Origin of the sequence: Microbacterium phyllosphaerae, from assembly GCF_017876435.1 — a bacterium.
Taxonomy (GTDB): domain Bacteria; phylum Actinomycetota; class Actinomycetes; order Actinomycetales; family Microbacteriaceae; genus Microbacterium; species Microbacterium phyllosphaerae.
Window position 1 is genome coordinate 2,228,481 of sequence record NZ_JAGIOA010000001.1, and the last position, 15,942, is coordinate 2,244,422.

Here is a 15,942-nt window from a genome sequence, read left to right on the forward strand (position 1 = left end):
GATGGGTTCCCGTTCGACGGAGACCACGCGCCCGAGCCTTTTCTGGCCCGTCGCGGCGATCGTCATCCCCGCGGTGTCGCTGCTCGCGAAGGTCCGGGTCACCGGGGGGGAGAAGCTTCCGCGTGAGGGGGCCTTCGTTCTCGCACCGAACCACTACTCGGAGTTCGATCCGCTGATCGTGGCTCTCGCGGTCTGGCGCATCGGGCGTGCACCTCGGTTCATGGCGAAGGAGAGCCTGTTCAAGGTCCCCGTGCTGGGCTGGGTGCTTCGCCGTACCGGGATGATCCCGGTGGCGCGCTCGTCATCGGCATCCGCGGCCAAGCAGACGCTCAAGCAGTCCGCCGAGCTGGTTGAGCACGGTCGGGGAGTCATCGTGTACCCCGAAGGGACGCTCACGCGCGACCCTGACATGTGGCCGATGAGGGGAAAATCCGGGGCAGTGCGGCTCGCGCTGGCCGACGGCATCCCGCTGATCCCGATGGCCCACTGGGGCACGCAGGAGATCATGGGGCGCTATCAGAAGGGCCTGAGCCTCTGGCCGCTGCGCAAGCGGGTCGATGTCGTGGTCGGGGACCCGATCGATGTCTCCGATCTGCGCGGGCGCGCAGGAGAGGCCTCGGCGCTGAACGAGGCCACGACCCGTCTGATGAACGCGATCACCGCGCTGCTCGAGGAGCTGCGCGACGAGAAGGCTCCGGCCGAGCGCTGGAATCCGGCGTCGCACGGACAGAAGGAGACGGGTCGCCTTGACTCCTAAACGCAACGTCGCCGCAGGCCCGCGGGTCGCCGTCATCGGCGCAGGCAGCTGGGGTACGACCTTCGGCAAGATCCTCGCGGACGGAGGCGCGCAGGTCACGATGTGGGCCCGCCGCGCCGAGCTCGCCCACGAGATCGACGAGGCGAAGCGCAACTCGCGCTACCTGCCGGGGATCAACCTCCCTCGCACGATGGCGGCCACGCACGAGCTGGCCATCGCGATGCGCGACGTCGATCAGGTCTACCTGTCGGTGCCGAGCCAGTCGTTGCGAGAGAATCTGAAGGCTCTGCGGCCGCTGCTCGCCGACAGCGACACCAAGATCGTCAGCCTGATGAAGGGCGTCGAACGCACCACCGGGCTCCGTATGAGCCAGGTCATCGAGCAGGAGCTGCGCTGCGACCCCGACCGCATCGCGGTCGCCTCAGGCCCGAACCTCGCGCTCGAGATCGCCCGCGAGCAGCCGACCGCCGCAGTGATCTCGTCTCGCAGCCAGGAGACGGCCGAAGAGGTCGCCAGGGCCGCGCGCAACAGCTACTTTCGCACCTTCGTGAACACCGATGTGATCGGCACGGAGTTCGGAGGAGTGCTGAAGAACCTCATCGCCGTCGCGATCGGAATCGTCGACGGCGTCGGGTACGGCGAGAACACGAAGGCGTCGATCATCACGCGCGGACTCGTCGAGATGACCGACTTCGCGGTCGCCAACGGCGCACAGCCAGAGACCCTGCAGGGTCTCGCCGGGCTCGGCGACCTCATCGCGACCTGCCAGTCGCCGCTCAGCCGCAACAACACGGCCGGGCGCCTGCTCGGTCAGGGATACAGCTTCCAGGATGTCGTGAAGCAGATGCAGCAGACCGCTGAGGGCCTCGCGTCCGTCGCGCCGGTGCTGCAGCTCGCCCGCGAGTCCGAGGTGGACATGCCCATCGTCGAACAGGTGAAGATGGTGCTCGACGGGAAGATGAACCCGCGCGACATCGCACCCCACCTGACGACGGACGACGACACCCCTCAGGGTGAGAGGACCAACCATGGACAAGCAGACGGTGGTGGTGCTCTTCGGAGGGCGCTCCAGCGAGCATTCGATCAGTTCCGCAACGGCGGGCGGAGTGCTGGGCGCGATTGATCGCGACCGCTATGCGGTGATCCCCGTGGGGATCACCCGCGAGGGTGCGTTCGTCCTCGAAGACGACGACCCGGCGAAGTTCCCGCTGGATGCCGCGCATCTTCCCGAGGTCGCCGACAACGGAAGCCGCGTGCTCTGGCCAGAGCCGGGCGGCGACCGGACCCTGCGTGTCGTGCGCCCCGACGGCGGTACGGAGAGCTTCGGCGAGATCGACATCGTGCTGCCGATCCTCCACGGCCCGCACGGCGAGGACGGCACGATCCAGGGGTACTTCGACACGCTCGAGGTCCCGTACGCCGGCGGCGGCGTGCTCGACTCCGCTCTGTGCATGGACAAGCACTTCATGAAGATCGCGCTGCGTGCCGCGGGGCTCTCCGTGGCCGCGGGGCTGACGGTTCGCGCGCGGCAATGGGCGCAGGACGCCGCTGCCGTTCGGGCTGCTGCCTCGGAGCTCGGGCTGCCGCTGTTCGTGAAGCCCGCGAGAGCCGGATCCAGCGTCGGCGTGTCGAAGGTCGAGCAGCCGGACGAGCTCGATGCGGCGCTGGCGATCGCCTTCGCCGAGGACGACAAGGTCCTCATCGAGACCGGCGTGGTCGGTCGCGAGATCGAGGTCGCTGTGCTCGAGGGCGCCGACGGCGTACGCGCGTCGCTTCCCGGTGAGATCGTGCTCACGTCCCGCGGCTTCTACGACTTCGAGGGCAAGTACCTCGGCGGCGACGGTGTCGACGTCGTGTGCCCCGCCGCGCTCGAGGAGTCCGAGATCGCCGCGATCCAGGACGCCGCGATCCGCGCGTTCGAGGCCGTGGACGGGCGTGGCCTCGCCCGGGTCGATATGTTCCTGACCCCTTCCGGCGAACTCGTCGTCAACGAGCTGAACACGATGCCCGGCTTCACGCCGATCTCGATGTTCCCCAAGTGCTGGGTCGCTTCAGGGCTCAGCTACGGCGACCTCATCTCCGAGCTCATCGAGGCAGGTCTCCGCCGCTGACCGGGTGACGGCTAGCCCGCGTGCGGCGGCTGGGGCGGGTACGACGTGCTCGTCTGCGTCGCCTGGCCTGCCTGAGGCGGGTACGGGTAGGCCGTCGTCGCCGGGTGGCTGCTCGATGCTTCCCGTTCGACGTGCTCAGGGACGGGCGCCGACCGATGGATCAGGGTGACCACGATCGCTGTGATCCAGCCCCAGGTCAGGCCCCAGGCGGCACCAGCGGTGACGACCTGGAACCCCTGCACCATCAGGATCTCGGACTGCTCCGACGGGATGCCGAGCGCCGAGATCGCCAACGGCGCGCGCACCATGCCGGCGATCCACGATGCGATGATGACCGCGCCCCAGGTGCCGAAGAACACCGCGGAGCCTCGTTTCGGGAGGGCACTCCGCACCACGAGCCGGACGAAGAACCACGTGAGCGCGACGATCACGATGAGCGCCAGGAACATGGCGACGACCGCGAGAGGGATCGGCCGGGGTCGCAGGGCGAAGCCGATCGGATCCTGCAGGATCATCGTGCGCGGGAGGTTCGGTACGCCCCAGATCACGAACAGGAATCCGACGAAGCCGCTGAGAAGCGCCCCCACTCCGACCATGATCGCTGCGATGACGGATGCTCTGCCGGCAGGGTTGGGATTCATGCCGCGAGTCTAGGCGGATGCCTCGAGGCGTCGGCGGGGCCGGCTCCGCGCGTCGGCGGTTCCGTGAGCGGATGCGCTCAGCCCTTGTCGGAGCCGTCCTCCGTGGGTACGCGGTCGGTGCAGCGTGCGGTGGCCGGGGCGAGACCCGACTGGATGCTCGTCGACAGGCTCTCCACCACGGTGCGGAAGTCGATCTCCTCGCCGCGTCGGATGATCACCTCGACCGCGGGGTCGCGGCCGTAGGTCACGAGGCGCTGGCGTTCTTCCTCCTGATCGAGGACGAGCCAGTCGACGCTCCCGATCGTCGTGCACACGTCGGTGGAAGGCGCCGGGGGCTCGACGCCGCAGCGGAGCACCAGGGTCGGGTCTCCCCAGGCGCCGGTCGCCTGAGCATCCGTCCAGACGCGGTCCAGGTCGCCGACCGCATCGGGGAGCAGCACGGACACCTCCGCGCACGCGGGATCGTTCGCGTCCTCGGCGGGTTCCAGATGGACGGTGGTCGAGCATCCCGAGAGGGCCGTGACGAGGGCCAGCGAGCCCGCGATGACGGCGAGAAGGCGAAAGCGGGGCATGCTTCCAGGCTACCTTTGACTGCATGCCCTCCCGACCCCGCGACGACGATCCGACCCTCGGCGAGCTGTCCGAGGGGGAGATCCTGCGAGCGATCCTCGCGCGCACCGCGCAGGCCACGCACGCGCTGATCGGACCGGGCGACGACGCGGCGGTGATCGCGGCGCCCTCCGGGTCGGTGGTGGCCACGACCGACACCCTCGTGCACGGACCGGACTTCCGGCTCGCGTGGTCGTCGGGGTACGACCTCGGCTGGAAGGCCGCCGCGGTGAATCTCGCCGACGTCGCGGCCATGGGCGCTCGTCCGACCGCTCTGCTGGTGGCGCTGGCGGTTCCTCGTGATCTTCGACTCTCGTTCGTCGAGCGGCTCGCCGACGGCTTCCGTGAGGCATGCGCCGCACTCGCTCCGGGGTGCGCGGTGGTCGGCGGCGATCTGACGGTCTCCGACGTGCTCACCGTCGCCGTGACCGCGTTGGGTGACCTCGAAGGCCGTGCTCCCGTCACCCGTTCGGGTGCCCGCATCGGCGACGTCGTGGCGGTGGCCGGCGAACTCGGCCACGCCGCGCAGGGCCTCGCGGTGCTCTTCGGCAGGTTCCGCGAGGGCGATCAGCCTGTTCCGGTGGATGCCGCAGCGCTGGCCGCCGGCGAGAGTGCTGCTCTGGCCGCACAGCTGCGCCCGTCGCCGCCCATCGGTCTCGGTCCGTTCGCCGCCACGGCCGGCGCCACGGCGATGATGGACATCTCCGACGGGCTCGCGCTCGACGCACGGCGGATGGCTGCGGCATCCGAGGTGACGATCGCCCTGGACTCGGCCTCTCTCGGTGAGGACCCGCTGCGCGCCCTCGCCGGGGGAGAGGACCACGCTCTGCTGGCGACGTTCCCGGCCGGAATCCTGCCTCCGGGGTTCCGTGTCATCGGTGCAGTCGCCCCGCGCGGAGAGCACGATCTGCTCGTCGACGGCGCTCCCGCCGATGTGTCGGGTTGGGATCCCTATCGAGACTGGGACTCGACGTCGGGCTGACGCGCGCCAGCAGGCGCTGCGGGCTCAGCCCACCACAGCGTCGTGTCGCCGTAGGTCTTCTCCCGGATCAGGTCGAGCCCTGCCTCGGCGAGGTCGGGCGGCGTGGAACGGCGCGCGCGCTCGATGATCACGAGCGCGTCCGGGGAGAGCAGAGGCGCGAGGGCGACGAGATCGGCGGTCATCGCCTCGTCCTGGAGGTCGTAGGGCGGGTCCGAGAACACGAGGTCGTACGGGCCCGCCGTGCGCTGCAGAAAAGCCCGCACCGCACTCTGATGCACGCGGGCGGTGGGCAGCCCGGCTTTGGTGAGGACGGCGACGTTGCGGCGGACCACGGCTGCCGCCTCTCGGCCCATCTCGACGAGATCGGCGCTGGCCGCTCCGCGGCTGAGGGTCTCGAGGCCGAGCGCGCCTGATCCGGCGTAGAGGTCGAGGACGCGCGCGCCGGCGATCGCATCCGCCGACTCCAGCGCTCCGAACAGCGACTCCCGCACGCGGTCGCTGGTCGGTCGTGTGCCTGCGTGCGGCACATCCAGTCGAGCTCCGCGTGCCTTTCCGGCGATGATCCTCGTCACCCGTTCACGATACGACAGCTGAGGCGCATGCCGTGTCGGTGCGGCCTCCTAGACTCGGAGCATGTCGCTCACGCTCGATTCGTCGCTGGAGGACGCGCTCGGCGCCACCCCGGCGAAGACCCTCGATCGAGCCTTCAGCATGAAGACGGTCGGCGACCTGCTCTCTCACTATCCGCGGCGGTACGCCGATCCGGGTGAGCTCACCCCGATCCGCGAGCTCCCCCTCGGTGAGACGGTGACGATCGTCGCCGAGGTGCTGTCCTCCAGTGCCAGGGCCATGCGGAATCGGCGCGGAGCCATGGTCGACGTGGTGATCGGCGACGGCATCGGCAAGATGTCCCTCACCTTCTTCGCGAAGAATCTCGGTGCGGCGAAGTGGCGTTCCGAAGACCTCGCGGTCGGTCGTCGAGGTGTCTTCTCGGGCAAGGTCGGCGAGTTCAACGGCATGACGCAGTTCGCGCATCCGGAGTATGAGCTCTTCGACGATGAGGATGCCGCACGACGCCGGGCGGACGCGCGGGCGGCCGTGCTGATACCGATCTACCCCGCGACATCGAGTCTGCAGACCTGGCAGATCGCGAAGTTCATCGCGCGTGTGCTCGACGGACTCGGCGAGGTGCCCGAGCCGCTGGCCGCGGAGGTCCGCACGCGGGAGGAGCTGCTGACCGCGCGCGAGGCTCTCGAGCAGATCCATCGTCCGCAGACCCGGAACGACATCGACCCGGCCGTCCGTACGCTGCGGATGCATGAGGCGCTGACGCTGCAGACCGCTCTCCTGCAGCAGCGCGATGCCGTCCGGGCGCTCTCGGCCACGGCTCGTCCGGCGAAGCCCGGCGGGCTGGTCGAGCGTTTCGACGCCTCGCTGCCGTATGACCTCACTCCCGATCAGCAGACGGTCGGGGTGCAGGTCGCCGCCGATCTGGTCGGATCCTGGCCGATGAACCGACTCGTGCAGGGTGAGGTGGGCTCGGGTAAGACTCTGGTCGCGCTGCGGGCCATGCTGCAGGTCGCCGAGTCCGGGGGACAGGCCGCGCTCATCGCCCCGACCGAGGTGCTCGCCGGGCAGCACCTGCGATCCATCGCCAAGATGCTCGGTCCTCAGCTGGGGCCGCTGGTGATGCCGACCCTGCTGACGGGGCAGATGCCTGCTGCGGAGCGTCGCAAGGCCGCACTCCGAGTGGCCTCCGGGCAGGCTCTGATCGTCGTCGGCACCCACGCGCTGCTCGGCGAGAAGACGACGTTCGCCGACCTCGGGCTCGTGGTCGTCGACGAGCAGCACCGGTTCGGCGTGGAGCAGCGCGAGGCATTGCGCGCCAAGGGCTCGAGCCCGCACGCGCTCGTTCTCACGGCCACCCCCATCCCTCGCACGGTGGCCATGACCGTGTTCGGAGACCTCGACACGTCAGTCATCCGCACGATGCCGAAGGGCAGAGCGGGTATCGAGTCGTTCGTCGCCCCTCTGGCCGAGCACCCCGGGTGGTTCAATCGCGTGTGGGAGCGCGCGGCCGAGGAGATCGCCCAGGGGCGCCAGGTGTTCGCAGTGTGCGCCGCGATCGACACGACGAAGAAGACCGCGGAGGCGGGGGAGCAGCTGATCGTCCCGCCGGATGGAGCATCCGGTCCGCGTTGGGGTGTGGTGCAGCTCGATGAGGCCCTCGAGACGCACCCGAAGCTCGGTGGCGTGCGACGAGCGGTGCTGCATGGCCGCATGCCGTCCGACGAGAAGGACGCGATCATGCAGGCCTTCGCCAGGGGGGAGATCGACCTGCTCGTCGCGACGACCGTGATCGAGGTCGGCGTCGACGTTCCCAACGCCTCGACGATGATCGTCCTGGATGCCGATCGCTTCGGCGTCTCGCAGCTGCACCAGCTGCGAGGGCGTGTCGGCAGAGGCGGTGTCCCCGGCCTGTGCCTGCTGGTCACGGAGGCCGAAGCCGGGTCCGTGGCGCGCGAGAGGGTCGATGCTGTCGCAGCCACGCTCGACGGGTTCGCGCTGGCCGAAGTCGACCTCGATCTGCGCGGAGAAGGCGACGTGCTCGGTGCGGCACAGGCCGGCGTCCGTTCCTCGCTCAAGCTGCTCCGCGTCGTCAAGGACTCCGGCCTGATCGTCAGGGCCCGGGAACTCGCGGAGGTCATCCTGGCCGCCGACCCCGATCTCGAGAAGAACGCTGGGTTGCGTTCGGCGATCGAGCGACGGGTGAGCGACGACGATCGCGCGGCTCTCGCGAAGAACTGAGCTGCCGACGACGTGCCCTAGGCTGGGTGGCATGAGCAGTCGGATCGCCGTCGTCCCGGGTTCGTTCGATCCGCCGACCCTGGGTCACCTCGACGTGATCCGCCGCGCGGCGAAGCTGTATGACGAGCTTCATGTTCTCGTCGTGCACAACCCCGGCAAAGAGGCCATGCTGCCGATCGCGCAGCGGATGTCGCTGATCGAGCAGTCGATCGCCGAGGAGGGCATCGGTGACAACGTCGTCGTGGGCTCCTGGAGCATGGGTCTTCTCGTCGACTACGCGCGCGATGTCGGTGCCGGGGTTCTGGTCAAGGGCATCCGTTCGCAGATCGACGTGGCGTACGAGTCGCCGATGGCGATCGTCAACCGGCACCTCGCCGACATCGAGACGGTCTTCCTCCTTCCCGACCCCGCACACGCTCTGGTGTCCAGCTCTCTCGTCCGTCAGGTCGCGGGCCTCGGGGGCGATGTGTCGCCGTTCGTCCCTCGTGCGGTCGCAGCGTTCCTCGATACGGGCTCGCGCGGCATCTGAGCAGCCGGGCCGAGGCGTCGCGCACAGCGCGGAACCAGCCCGGTGCGACGCAGAGCCGGTACCATTGCGGGGTGCGTTCCCGAATGAATGGTCCCTTCGTCCTCCCCGTCCGCGACATCGTCCGCAGGCCGGGCGAGATGCGCGAACACGAGTTCTCCGTGACCCTCCGCGAGGCGTGGGGTGAGGGGATCGTCGCGTACGAGGCAGGATCCGATCTCGACCTGGATGTGCGCCTGGAGTCGGTGCACGAGGGCATTCTCGTCTCCGGAACGGCCGATGCGGAGTACTCCGGAGTATGCGGAAGATGCCTGATCGACATCGCTCGGCCCGTCGAAGTCGAGTTCCAGGAGCTTTTCGCGTATCCTGGTGAGGAAGAAACTGACTTCGAGGTTCAAGACGACCACGTGGATCTTGAAACTCTAGTCAGGGATGCGGCCGTGTTGTCGCTTCCATTTCAGCCGGTGTGTCAGCCGGATTGCCCCGGGCTCGACCCGGAAACGGGCGAGAGGCTGACCGAGAGCACCGGAACGGAGCAGGCCGCTCCCATCGATCCTCGGTGGAGTGCGCTCCAGAACATCACAGACCAAGACGGCACGGAAGAATCTCATGCCGTCGAGAAAGAAGAGAGCTAGTCATGGCTGGTAACCCCCCGAAGCGCAAGGTATCCCGTTCGAACACCCGCTCGCGCCGCGCGCAGTGGAAGGCGGCGCCCGTCGCGCTCGTCAAGACCATCGAGAACGGCCAGGTCGTCTACAGCCGCCCGCACCAGGCGAAGGTCGTCACCGACTCGCAGGGCACCGAGCTGTTCCTCGAGTACAAGGGCCGCAAGGTCGCAGACGTCTGAGTCGCGACTTCACGACTGTGACGAAGGTCCCTGGGGGGACGAGACCTCTCCCAGAGAAGCTCCGCGTCGATATCGACGCGGAGCTTCTGGAGTTGGCACTCACCCATCGCTCCTACGCGTACGAGCACGGCGGGATCCCGCATAACGAACGTCTCGAGTTCCTCGGCGATTCGGTGCTCGGTCAGGCTGTGACCGTGATGCTCTTCACGACCCATCCCGGCCTCGACGAGGGCGAGCTGGCTAAGCGACGCGCGAGCGTCGTGTCGACCGTTGCTCTCGCAGAGGTGGCGCGTGCCATCGACCTGGGCAGTCATCTGCTGCTCGGGCGCGGCGAGGAGCAGACCGGCGGACGCAACAAGGACTCGATCCTTGCAGACACCATGGAAGCCGTGATCGGCGCGACATATCTGTCGGCAGGTCCGGAAGCGGCGACCGAGCTCGTGCTGCGCCTCACCGAGCCTTTGCTCGCCGACCCCGAGCGGTACGGCGCAGCGATGGATCCGAAGACGAGTCTGCAGGAGCTCGCCGCGCGTCTCGGCGCGACCCCGCCCGTGTACACCGTCGAGGCCAGTGGACCTGACCACGATCGCCGTTTCGTCGCCACCGTGACGGTCGGCGACGTCGCGATGACAGGCAAGGGCAGCAGCAAGAAGACGGCCGAGATGGCGGCGGCGCTCAGCGCATGGCGCTTCCTCGACGAGCGTGCCTGAGCTCCCCGAGGTCGAGGTCGTCAGGGCGGGACTCGCTCCTGCGGCGGTCGGATCCCTCATCACGGCCGTCAGCGTGCTGGATGAACGGGCTCTCACCCGGCACACCCCAGGGCCCGCCGATTTCGTCGCGCGTCTCGAAGGGCGCACGTTCACCGACGCCGCGCGCCGAGGAAAGTTCCTCTGGCTCCCGCTCGACTCCGACGACTCCGCGCTGATCGCGCACCTCGGGATGAGCGGACAGATGCTCCTGCGGTCTCCGGACGCCGTCACGGAGCGGCACGAACGGATCCGCATCAGCATCGAGCATCCGCTGCACGGAGAGCTCGCGATCGTCTTCGCCGACCAGCGGACGTTCGGTTCGCTCGCTGTCGACCATCTGGTGGTCGACGGGCCGACGGCCGTCCCGACGCAGGTCGCGCACATCGCACGGGATCCGATGGATCCCCACTTCGACGACGCCGGGTTCCGCGTCGCCCTGCGCAGGCGCAGCAGCGCGATCAAGCGGGTGCTGCTCGATCAGCAGGTCATCAGCGGCGTGGGCAACATCTACGCGGACGAATCGCTCTGGGCCGCAAGGATCCACCCGGAGACGCCTGCGAGCTCGCTCTCCACACAGTCCGTGAGTCGTCTCCTCGCCGAGGTGCGGACGGTCCTGGCCAAGGCCCTGGCCGAGGGCGGCACCAGCTTCGACGCCCAATACGTGAACGTGAACGGCCAGGCCGGCTACTTCGCACACTCGCTCAATGCGTACGGACGCGGCGGGCAGCCGTGTCCGCGGTGCGGCACGCCGATCCGCCGCGAGGCGTTCATGAACCGTTCGAGCCACTACTGTCCACGCTGCCAGCGCCGACGCTGACAGCATGCTCATACCGCGTGGAAGGACCGCGCGAGGAGCGGCCTGGTGATGCGGGTGCTGGTCCAGACGAGCGCGATCCCCACGGCGACGACCGTCGCGATGGTGAGCAGCGATTCAGGTGCAGTGATGAGCGCGATTCCGATGAGCGGGAAGATCAGCACGGCTGCGCACAGTGCGGACCCGAGCGCGGTGACCAGCAGTGGCGACATGATCGCTCGTCGGCGGGCGCCGTCCACCGTGTCCATCGGCATGCCGAGATGGTGCAGACTGCGGTGGAGCTCGCCCTGATCCAGGACGGATGCGGCCTGGTTCACCCCGACCGATGCTGCGACCATGAGGAATGAACCGACCAGCGTGATGATGAGGCCGGTGCGCATGTCGGCCGCGAGAGCCGCGTCGGCGCCGTCGACCGCTTCGCCGCCCATGACGTTCATCAGGGAGACCCCGGTACCCGCGAACACCGCCATGAAACTGGCCATCGCGATTCCGCTGACCTGGCGCCACGCGGCCTTGGGGGAGTCGAGCACCATCCGAGCCGCGAGCAGCCGATCAGCACTGTCGGCGCGACGCAGCGCGCGGGACGCGGCGACCTTGAGCACCCAGGGGCCGACGACGTTGAGGATCGCCAGCGCGATCGCGAACAGCACCGCCAACACGGTGATCGTCGTCGCCAAGCCCGCGATCGAGGGGATGATCTTCACGAGGACGAAGGCGACGGCGATCACGCAGACGCCGATGATCGCCCGAAACCAGTGCACGGGTGACGCGGTCGTCCTGAGTCGCACACCGAGCGGCGAGATGATCACCTTCCTGAGGCCGAGCGCAGCGCTGCCGACGGCGACGACGAGGATACCGCCGACGACCGCGACGACACCGGCGGGTGGCAGCAGCACGGCATCGAGACCGAGTGCCGCTCCACGGAACGGGATGAGTCCGATGAGGGGAGAGATCGCGAGGTATCCGCTGATCCCGACGAGCGCGCCTGCGGCCGCCACCAGCATGGATTCGATGACGGTGGCGACGCCGACGCCCAGGGGCGTGACGCCGAGAAGGCGCAGGGTCGAGAGTCGCTCGTCGCGTCTTCTCGCCGAAAGACGAGCCGCTGCCCCGCCGAGGTTCGCGAGCGGAACGACGAGGAGCACCAGTGCGATCGCTGCAAGGGCTTGATAGAGCGGGCCATATCCGTCGTTCCAGGTCCAGAACGACTGCGCGCCGCCCACGACGGTGAGAACGAGCGCCGTGACGAGGGCGAAGGCGATGGTCGGGAGGGCGATCACCGCTGTCTGCCCCTTGGCGGGGCGGAGAAGGAGCGCGAGGACGCGCGCGTTCATGCCTGCACCGCCGTGGCCGTGACCCGGCCGTCACGGACCGACACGATCCGCGAGCAGCGCGCGGCGACCTCCGGATCGTGGGTGACGACGAGCAGTGTCCGGCCCTGCCCGGTCGTCGACCAGAGCAGCGCGTTCATCACCTCCTGCGAGGTGTGCGAATCCAACGCGCCGGTCGGCTCGTCGGCGAACACGAGGTCGGCGCCGGTGGCCTGGGCGCGTGCGATCGCGACGCGCTGTGCCTGCCCGCCCGACAGCTCACCGATCCGGCGGTCTTCCATCCCCGCGAGGCCGAGTGCGGCGAGCCACGACGCCGCGTGCGCCACGGCATCCGCTCTCTTCACACCGTTGATCATCGAGGCGAGCGCGACGTTCTCGACGGCGGTGAGCTCGGGGATCAGCAGGCCCTGCTGGAAGACGAACCCGAACCGCTCTCGTCGCAGCCGCGAGCGCGCCGATTCGCCGAGTCCCGCCAGCTCGACCGGGCTCCCGGTCGAGGGGTGGAAGCTCACGCTGCCCGAATCCGGGGTGATGATCCCGGCGAGCACATGGAGCAGCGTGGTCTTGCCTGATCCGGATGCGCCCATGATCGCCACGGACTCGCCACGATGGATGGTGAGATCCACTCCGGCGAGTGCGCGAGTGGTGCCGTAGGACTTCGTGAGGGATCGGGCGTCGAGGACGGATGCGTTCATGCTTCCAGCCTCGCGAGAGGATCCGATCGGTGCATCGGCCCGGCGGATGATCCGCGTCGAACCGCATACACCGATCGGATGATCTCGGTCAGATCCGCTTCTGCCACGCTCCCGCGTAGGAGACCGCGGTGAACCCGATCGCCTCGTTGATGCCGAGCATCGGACGGTTCTCCTCCGCGTTGAAAGTGGAGACCACGGGGGAGAGGGGCATCAGTTCGCGCCAGTGCAGCAGGTTGGCACATTTGACGAGCGCACCGAGACGGTGCCCCCGGTGCGCGCTCGAGACGAGCGTGCCGAGCTGATGCGTCACACCCGTGCGGTCCGACGCGATCAGCAGCTCGTTGTAGGCGACGAGGTCACCGCTCGGAACATGCTGCACGGCGACGACCGACAGTGCCTGACCGGCGCCGGTCAGGCGCTTCTCTCGGCGGACGACGCGCTCGGCATCCCAGACCTCGGCGACGAAGTCCATCTCGCCGCTCGGCGCATCTGTCGAGAGGCGCGCCAGGATCGCCGCGAAGCCCTCGCGGTGTTCGGGCGGTGTCGGTGCCAGCCACTGCAGCACCCGGTAGTCGGGTCCCGCAGCAGTCTGGGCCGCCTCGAGCGCCGCGCGCAGTGGAGCAGGATCCGAGTGCAGATCGAACTCGCTGTTGCGCTCGACCTGCTCGAACTCATAGCCCCGGGCTTCGAGCACGTCCGACAGCGGAATCGCGGGGATACGTCCCCATCCGGTTCGCGGAACGATCATGCGCTCGGCCTCGACCGGGCGGTGGAGCGTCCAGGTTTGGATGAGCGAGCGACCGTGCGCGCGTGTCTCCGTCTCTGCGAGGTCGAGGAGGGCGTCCTCGATGCCGCGTCCCCAGTGACGCTCCGGCACCATCAGGTCGATCTCCGCCGCGTGGGCGTCCTGCTCCTGCGCGTAGTCGATCGTGAGCAACCCCGCGATCTCGTCGCCGAGACGTGCGACGAACCCCGTGTGCAGAGTGTCGGTGCCGTCCTGCCACCCTGCGAGAAGCTGTGCGGCGTCGGGCGCGATGTCGGGCAGGCCGACGAGTTCGTCGCAGATCTGGCGGTTGAGGTCCCCATACGCGCGGAAGTCCGCGCCGTCGACGTCATCCAGAGACTTCGGGACGGTCAGCGCGGAGATCGTCAGTGCGACGGTCGTCATGTCAGTTCCTTCTTCCAGGCGCCTTCGTAGGCGATGGCGGTGAAGCCCATGGCTTCGTTGATCGAGAGCATGGGACGGTTCTCCTCGGCGTTGTAGGTGATGACCTCGCGCGATTCCGGAGCGACGTCGCCCCAGGAGAGCAGCGCGGCGCACTTCACGAGCTGTCCGAGGCGGTGCCCCCGATGCTCGACCAGCACGAGGGTGTCGTGCTGGTGTGTGGTCGCGGTGAGGTCCGGGCCGATCCCGAGTTCGGTGAAGGCGGTCAGCTCACCGGTAGGGATGTGCTGCGCGACCGTGACCTGCATGGTCTGGCCCATCTCCTCGATGCGCTTCTCGCCGTCGATCAGGCGCTCGGCGTCCCAGGACTCCTCATCCGTCTCGAGATCCCCCGACGGGGCGTCCGTCGACATGCGGGACTTCAGCCACGCATAGCCGTCGACGTGCTCAGACGGGGTGGGGAGCATCCACTGGAGCACCCGGTAGTCCGTCGACCACGAGCGGGCCTCCTCGTGCAGCGCTCGCGCGCGATCGAGAGTCGACGCTGTGACCTCGAGACGGCTCACGCGGTACACCTGCTCGAGGGTGAAGCCGTGACGCGTCAGGAATCGGGCGACGTGGTCGTCCGGCACACTGCCGAATCCGGTGCGCGCCTCACGGCGCGGCGCGTCGCTGGCCGGCTGTTCCGTCCAGTTCTGGATGACGGTGCGACCGTACTCCCGCGCGACGGCCTCGAGGTGCGGCAGGGCGGCCGTGCCGATCCCGCGACCCCAGACCCGCGGATGGATCTCGATCGACGCGATCGCCACGCGCGATCCCTCTTCATGGGGGATGTCGACGACGGCGCGGCCGACCATCTCGTCGCCGACTCTGACGGCCCACACCACGGTGGTGCGCTCCTTGCGGGAACGCAGCAGAGGAAGCAGTGCCTCAGGCGTGAGGTCCTGCTCGGTGCGGCCGGTGAGTTCGCGGTAGACGGCGTTGCGGACGCGGGCGAGTTCGCGGAACTCGCCCGCGTCCGCTGCATCCGCCCGTGCCGGCAGCACGAGCGGATGCAGCGATGCCTCATCGGTGAGTGGGATGCTCATCGTGATCTCCAGGTCAGCGCAGCTGACGCTGCAGGTCGTACGTGAGCAGTGCGAGCGTTTCGCCGGCTGCGCGGTCTCGTCGTTCGAGAGTCGAGCCGTCCGAGTACACGGGAGACGCGGTGCGGCGTTCCCGGCGAGGACGCTGAGCCCTCTGGAGCAGCCAGAGGCCGATCCGGAGGGAGAGACGGTCAGCGAGCGCGAGGCGCTGGAGTTCGTCGGGTGCGGGGATGTGGAGGACCAGCTGGTCCTCGGTATCCGGAGGGTGGGTGATGCTGCGGTACAGCGTGGTGTTCACGATGATCCTTCGAGAAGAGTGATGTGGATGGGTGAGGCGAGCACCTGTGCAGAACACCGAGAGGTGTCCTGGCGGGTGCGAGGAGTCGAGAGCCCGGGGGTCGCGAGAAGGCGATCGCCGGGATCGGCGGGAATCCGTGATCCGAGGGCGGATCAGAGGGTGGGCGCGGTGACACGCGTCTGAGGAAAGCCCCTCACGGGGCGGCGACCTGCGGGTGACGCAGGGCAGAGTCCTCGGGCTGCGGTTCTACGAGAGCGCAGTGGTGCGGACGCCGGCGGCTACCGAGTGCGCAAGACGCGGCGCGAATGGCGCGGCGAGGCCTGTGGCCTGAGCGTTGAGTGTGATCATCATCGGTAACCTCCTTTCGTGTGGCGATCCGGAGGTTACGGTAGCGAAGCCCGGGCGTGTCCGTCAAGCACCTTCGGCGTGGGTCGGCGTGTCGCACCCCGTTCCGGGTTCCCTCGGTACCCGCGCGGGATGCCGGTTCTGCGCCGTCATTCCGGTAACGTGTGGGCGTGATTCAC

The 15,942-nt window shown here is 68.6% G+C and carries 18 protein-coding genes; 10 read left to right on the top strand and 8 right to left on the bottom strand.

What is annotated here, in order from left to right:
• Nucleotide 1 precedes the first annotated feature (1 nt).
• The 3 genes from JOF42_RS10385 to JOF42_RS10395 are packed head-to-tail and all read left to right on the top strand — an operon-like array spanning nucleotide 2 to nucleotide 2,868.
• Nucleotides 2–757, top strand: coding sequence for a lysophospholipid acyltransferase family protein (locus tag JOF42_RS10385; protein WP_210097788.1), 756 nt, complete (start codon nucleotides 2–4; stop codon nucleotides 755–757).
• Nucleotides 747–1,880 carry an NAD(P)H-dependent glycerol-3-phosphate dehydrogenase gene (locus JOF42_RS10390; RefSeq protein ID WP_210097789.1) on the top strand — a complete coding sequence of 378 codons (1,134 nt, stop codon included), beginning with the start codon at nucleotides 747–749 and terminating at the stop codon, nucleotides 1,878–1,880. The genes JOF42_RS10385 and JOF42_RS10390 overlap by 11 nt, the downstream gene beginning before the upstream one ends.
• The gene (locus JOF42_RS10395; RefSeq protein ID WP_210097790.1) at nucleotides 1,786–2,868 is read left to right on the top strand and encodes a D-alanine--D-alanine ligase family protein; all 1,083 of its coding nucleotides are present in this window, start codon (nucleotides 1,786–1,788) and stop codon (nucleotides 2,866–2,868) included. The genes JOF42_RS10390 and JOF42_RS10395 overlap by 95 nt, the downstream gene beginning before the upstream one ends.
• An 11-nt stretch (nucleotides 2,869–2,879) precedes the next feature.
• Here the strand turns inward: JOF42_RS10395 and JOF42_RS10400 are convergent, their stop codons facing one another.
• Both JOF42_RS10400 and JOF42_RS10405 read right to left on the bottom strand, forming a co-directional pair.
• Complete coding sequence (locus JOF42_RS10400; protein ID WP_210097791.1) at nucleotides 2,880–3,509, bottom strand: hypothetical protein; 630 nt, start codon at nucleotides 3,507–3,509, stop codon at nucleotides 2,880–2,882.
• A 77-nt stretch (nucleotides 3,510–3,586) separates the two neighbouring features.
• Nucleotides 3,587–4,081, bottom strand: coding sequence for a DUF3515 family protein (locus JOF42_RS10405; protein ID WP_210097792.1), 495 nt, complete (start codon nucleotides 4,079–4,081; stop codon nucleotides 3,587–3,589).
• 23 nt (nucleotides 4,082–4,104) lie between these two features.
• Between JOF42_RS10405 and thiL the strand changes: the two genes are divergently transcribed.
• The gene (thiL, locus tag JOF42_RS10410) at nucleotides 4,105–5,100 is read left to right on the top strand and encodes a thiamine-phosphate kinase (protein WP_210097793.1); all 996 of its coding nucleotides are present in this window, start codon (nucleotides 4,105–4,107) and stop codon (nucleotides 5,098–5,100) included.
• On the opposite strand, the gene rsmD is transcribed toward thiL, so the two are convergent.
• Entirely contained in the window at nucleotides 5,070–5,672 is a 603-nt protein-coding gene (gene rsmD, locus JOF42_RS10415) for a 16S rRNA (guanine(966)-N(2))-methyltransferase RsmD (protein ID WP_210097794.1), read from the bottom strand. The genes thiL and rsmD overlap by 31 nt on opposite strands.
• 61 nt (nucleotides 5,673–5,733) lie before the next feature.
• On the opposite strand from rsmD, the gene JOF42_RS10420 reads away from it, so the two are divergent.
• The 6 genes from JOF42_RS10420 (at nucleotide 5,734) to mutM (ending at nucleotide 10,847) form a co-directional block, all read left to right on the top strand.
• Nucleotides 5,734–7,908, top strand: a complete 2,175-nt coding sequence (locus JOF42_RS10420) for an ATP-dependent DNA helicase RecG (protein WP_210097795.1) — start codon at nucleotides 5,734–5,736, stop codon at nucleotides 7,906–7,908.
• A 31-nt stretch (nucleotides 7,909–7,939) separates the two neighbouring features.
• The gene (gene coaD / locus JOF42_RS10425; protein ID WP_210097796.1) at nucleotides 7,940–8,437 is read left to right on the top strand and encodes a pantetheine-phosphate adenylyltransferase; all 498 of its coding nucleotides are present in this window, start codon (nucleotides 7,940–7,942) and stop codon (nucleotides 8,435–8,437) included.
• Between the two features lie 83 nt (nucleotides 8,438–8,520).
• A complete protein-coding gene (locus JOF42_RS10430; RefSeq protein ID WP_210099164.1) occupies nucleotides 8,521–9,069 on the top strand; it encodes a YceD family protein in 549 nt (182 codons plus the stop codon).
• Nucleotides 9,070–9,071: 2 nt separating this feature from the next.
• Nucleotides 9,072–9,281: a 50S ribosomal protein L32 gene (gene rpmF / locus JOF42_RS10435; RefSeq protein WP_017830754.1), complete on the top strand. Its 210-nt coding sequence runs from the start codon at nucleotides 9,072–9,074 to the stop codon at nucleotides 9,279–9,281.
• A gap of 17 nt (nucleotides 9,282–9,298) precedes the next feature.
• Nucleotides 9,299–9,991 (top strand): ribonuclease III, encoded by a 693-nt coding sequence (gene rnc, locus JOF42_RS10440; protein ID WP_210097797.1) that lies wholly within the window; start codon nucleotides 9,299–9,301, stop codon nucleotides 9,989–9,991.
• Nucleotides 9,984–10,847 carry a bifunctional DNA-formamidopyrimidine glycosylase/DNA-(apurinic or apyrimidinic site) lyase gene (gene mutM / locus JOF42_RS10445; protein WP_210097798.1) on the top strand — a complete coding sequence of 288 codons (864 nt, stop codon included), beginning with the start codon at nucleotides 9,984–9,986 and terminating at the stop codon, nucleotides 10,845–10,847. The genes rnc and mutM overlap by 8 nt, the downstream gene beginning before the upstream one ends.
• Nucleotides 10,848–10,855: 8 nt before the next feature.
• Here the strand turns inward: mutM and JOF42_RS10450 are convergent, their stop codons facing one another.
• From JOF42_RS10450 to JOF42_RS10470, 5 genes are all read right to left on the bottom strand, one after another.
• On the bottom strand, nucleotides 10,856–12,178 hold the full coding sequence (locus JOF42_RS10450; RefSeq protein ID WP_210097799.1) for a permease: 1,323 nt from the start codon (nucleotides 12,176–12,178) through the stop codon (nucleotides 10,856–10,858).
• On the bottom strand, nucleotides 12,175–12,870 hold the full coding sequence (locus JOF42_RS10455; RefSeq protein WP_210097800.1) for an ABC transporter ATP-binding protein: 696 nt from the start codon (nucleotides 12,868–12,870) through the stop codon (nucleotides 12,175–12,177). Before JOF42_RS10455 ends, JOF42_RS10450 begins: the two co-directional genes overlap by 4 nt.
• An 88-nt stretch (nucleotides 12,871–12,958) precedes the next feature.
• Nucleotides 12,959–14,038, bottom strand: coding sequence for a GNAT family N-acetyltransferase (locus JOF42_RS10460; protein ID WP_210097801.1), 1,080 nt, complete (start codon nucleotides 14,036–14,038; stop codon nucleotides 12,959–12,961).
• Nucleotides 14,035–15,123: a GNAT family N-acetyltransferase gene (locus tag JOF42_RS10465; protein WP_210097802.1), complete on the bottom strand. Its 1,089-nt coding sequence runs from the start codon at nucleotides 15,121–15,123 to the stop codon at nucleotides 14,035–14,037. The genes JOF42_RS10460 and JOF42_RS10465 overlap by 4 nt, the downstream gene beginning before the upstream one ends.
• Before the next feature lie 13 nt (nucleotides 15,124–15,136).
• Nucleotides 15,137–15,418: a hypothetical protein gene (locus tag JOF42_RS10470; RefSeq protein ID WP_210097803.1), complete on the bottom strand. Its 282-nt coding sequence runs from the start codon at nucleotides 15,416–15,418 to the stop codon at nucleotides 15,137–15,139.
• Nucleotides 15,419–15,942 lie beyond the last annotated feature (524 nt).

Coding starts and splice junctions, on each gene's coding strand:
- JOF42_RS10405 (WP_210097792.1), bottom strand. CDS start 4,081: ATGCCCCGCTTTCGCCTTCTCGCCGTCATCGCGGGCTCGCTGGCCCTC.
- thiL (WP_210097793.1), top strand. CDS start 4,105: ATGCCCTCCCGACCCCGCGACGACGATCCGACCCTCGGCGAGCTGTCC.
- JOF42_RS10420 (WP_210097795.1), top strand. CDS start 5,734: ATGTCGCTCACGCTCGATTCGTCGCTGGAGGACGCGCTCGGCGCCACC.
- rpmF (WP_017830754.1), top strand. CDS start 9,072: ATGGCTGGTAACCCCCCGAAGCGCAAGGTATCCCGTTCGAACACCCGC.
- JOF42_RS10455 (WP_210097800.1), bottom strand. CDS start 12,870: ATGAACGCATCCGTCCTCGACGCCCGATCCCTCACGAAGTCCTACGGC.
- JOF42_RS10430 (WP_210099164.1), top strand. CDS start 8,521: ATGAATGGTCCCTTCGTCCTCCCCGTCCGCGACATCGTCCGCAGGCCG.
- JOF42_RS10385 (WP_210097788.1), top strand. CDS start 2: ATGGGTTCCCGTTCGACGGAGACCACGCGCCCGAGCCTTTTCTGGCCC.
- coaD (WP_210097796.1), top strand. CDS start 7,940: ATGAGCAGTCGGATCGCCGTCGTCCCGGGTTCGTTCGATCCGCCGACC.
- JOF42_RS10400 (WP_210097791.1), bottom strand. CDS start 3,509: ATGAATCCCAACCCTGCCGGCAGAGCATCCGTCATCGCAGCGATCATG.
- JOF42_RS10450 (WP_210097799.1), bottom strand. CDS start 12,178: ATGAACGCGCGCGTCCTCGCGCTCCTTCTCCGCCCCGCCAAGGGGCAG.
- JOF42_RS10460 (WP_210097801.1), bottom strand. CDS start 14,038: ATGACGACCGTCGCACTGACGATCTCCGCGCTGACCGTCCCGAAGTCT.
- JOF42_RS10465 (WP_210097802.1), bottom strand. CDS start 15,123: ATGAGCATCCCACTCACCGATGAGGCATCGCTGCATCCGCTCGTGCTG.
- JOF42_RS10395 (WP_210097790.1), top strand. CDS start 1,786: ATGGACAAGCAGACGGTGGTGGTGCTCTTCGGAGGGCGCTCCAGCGAG.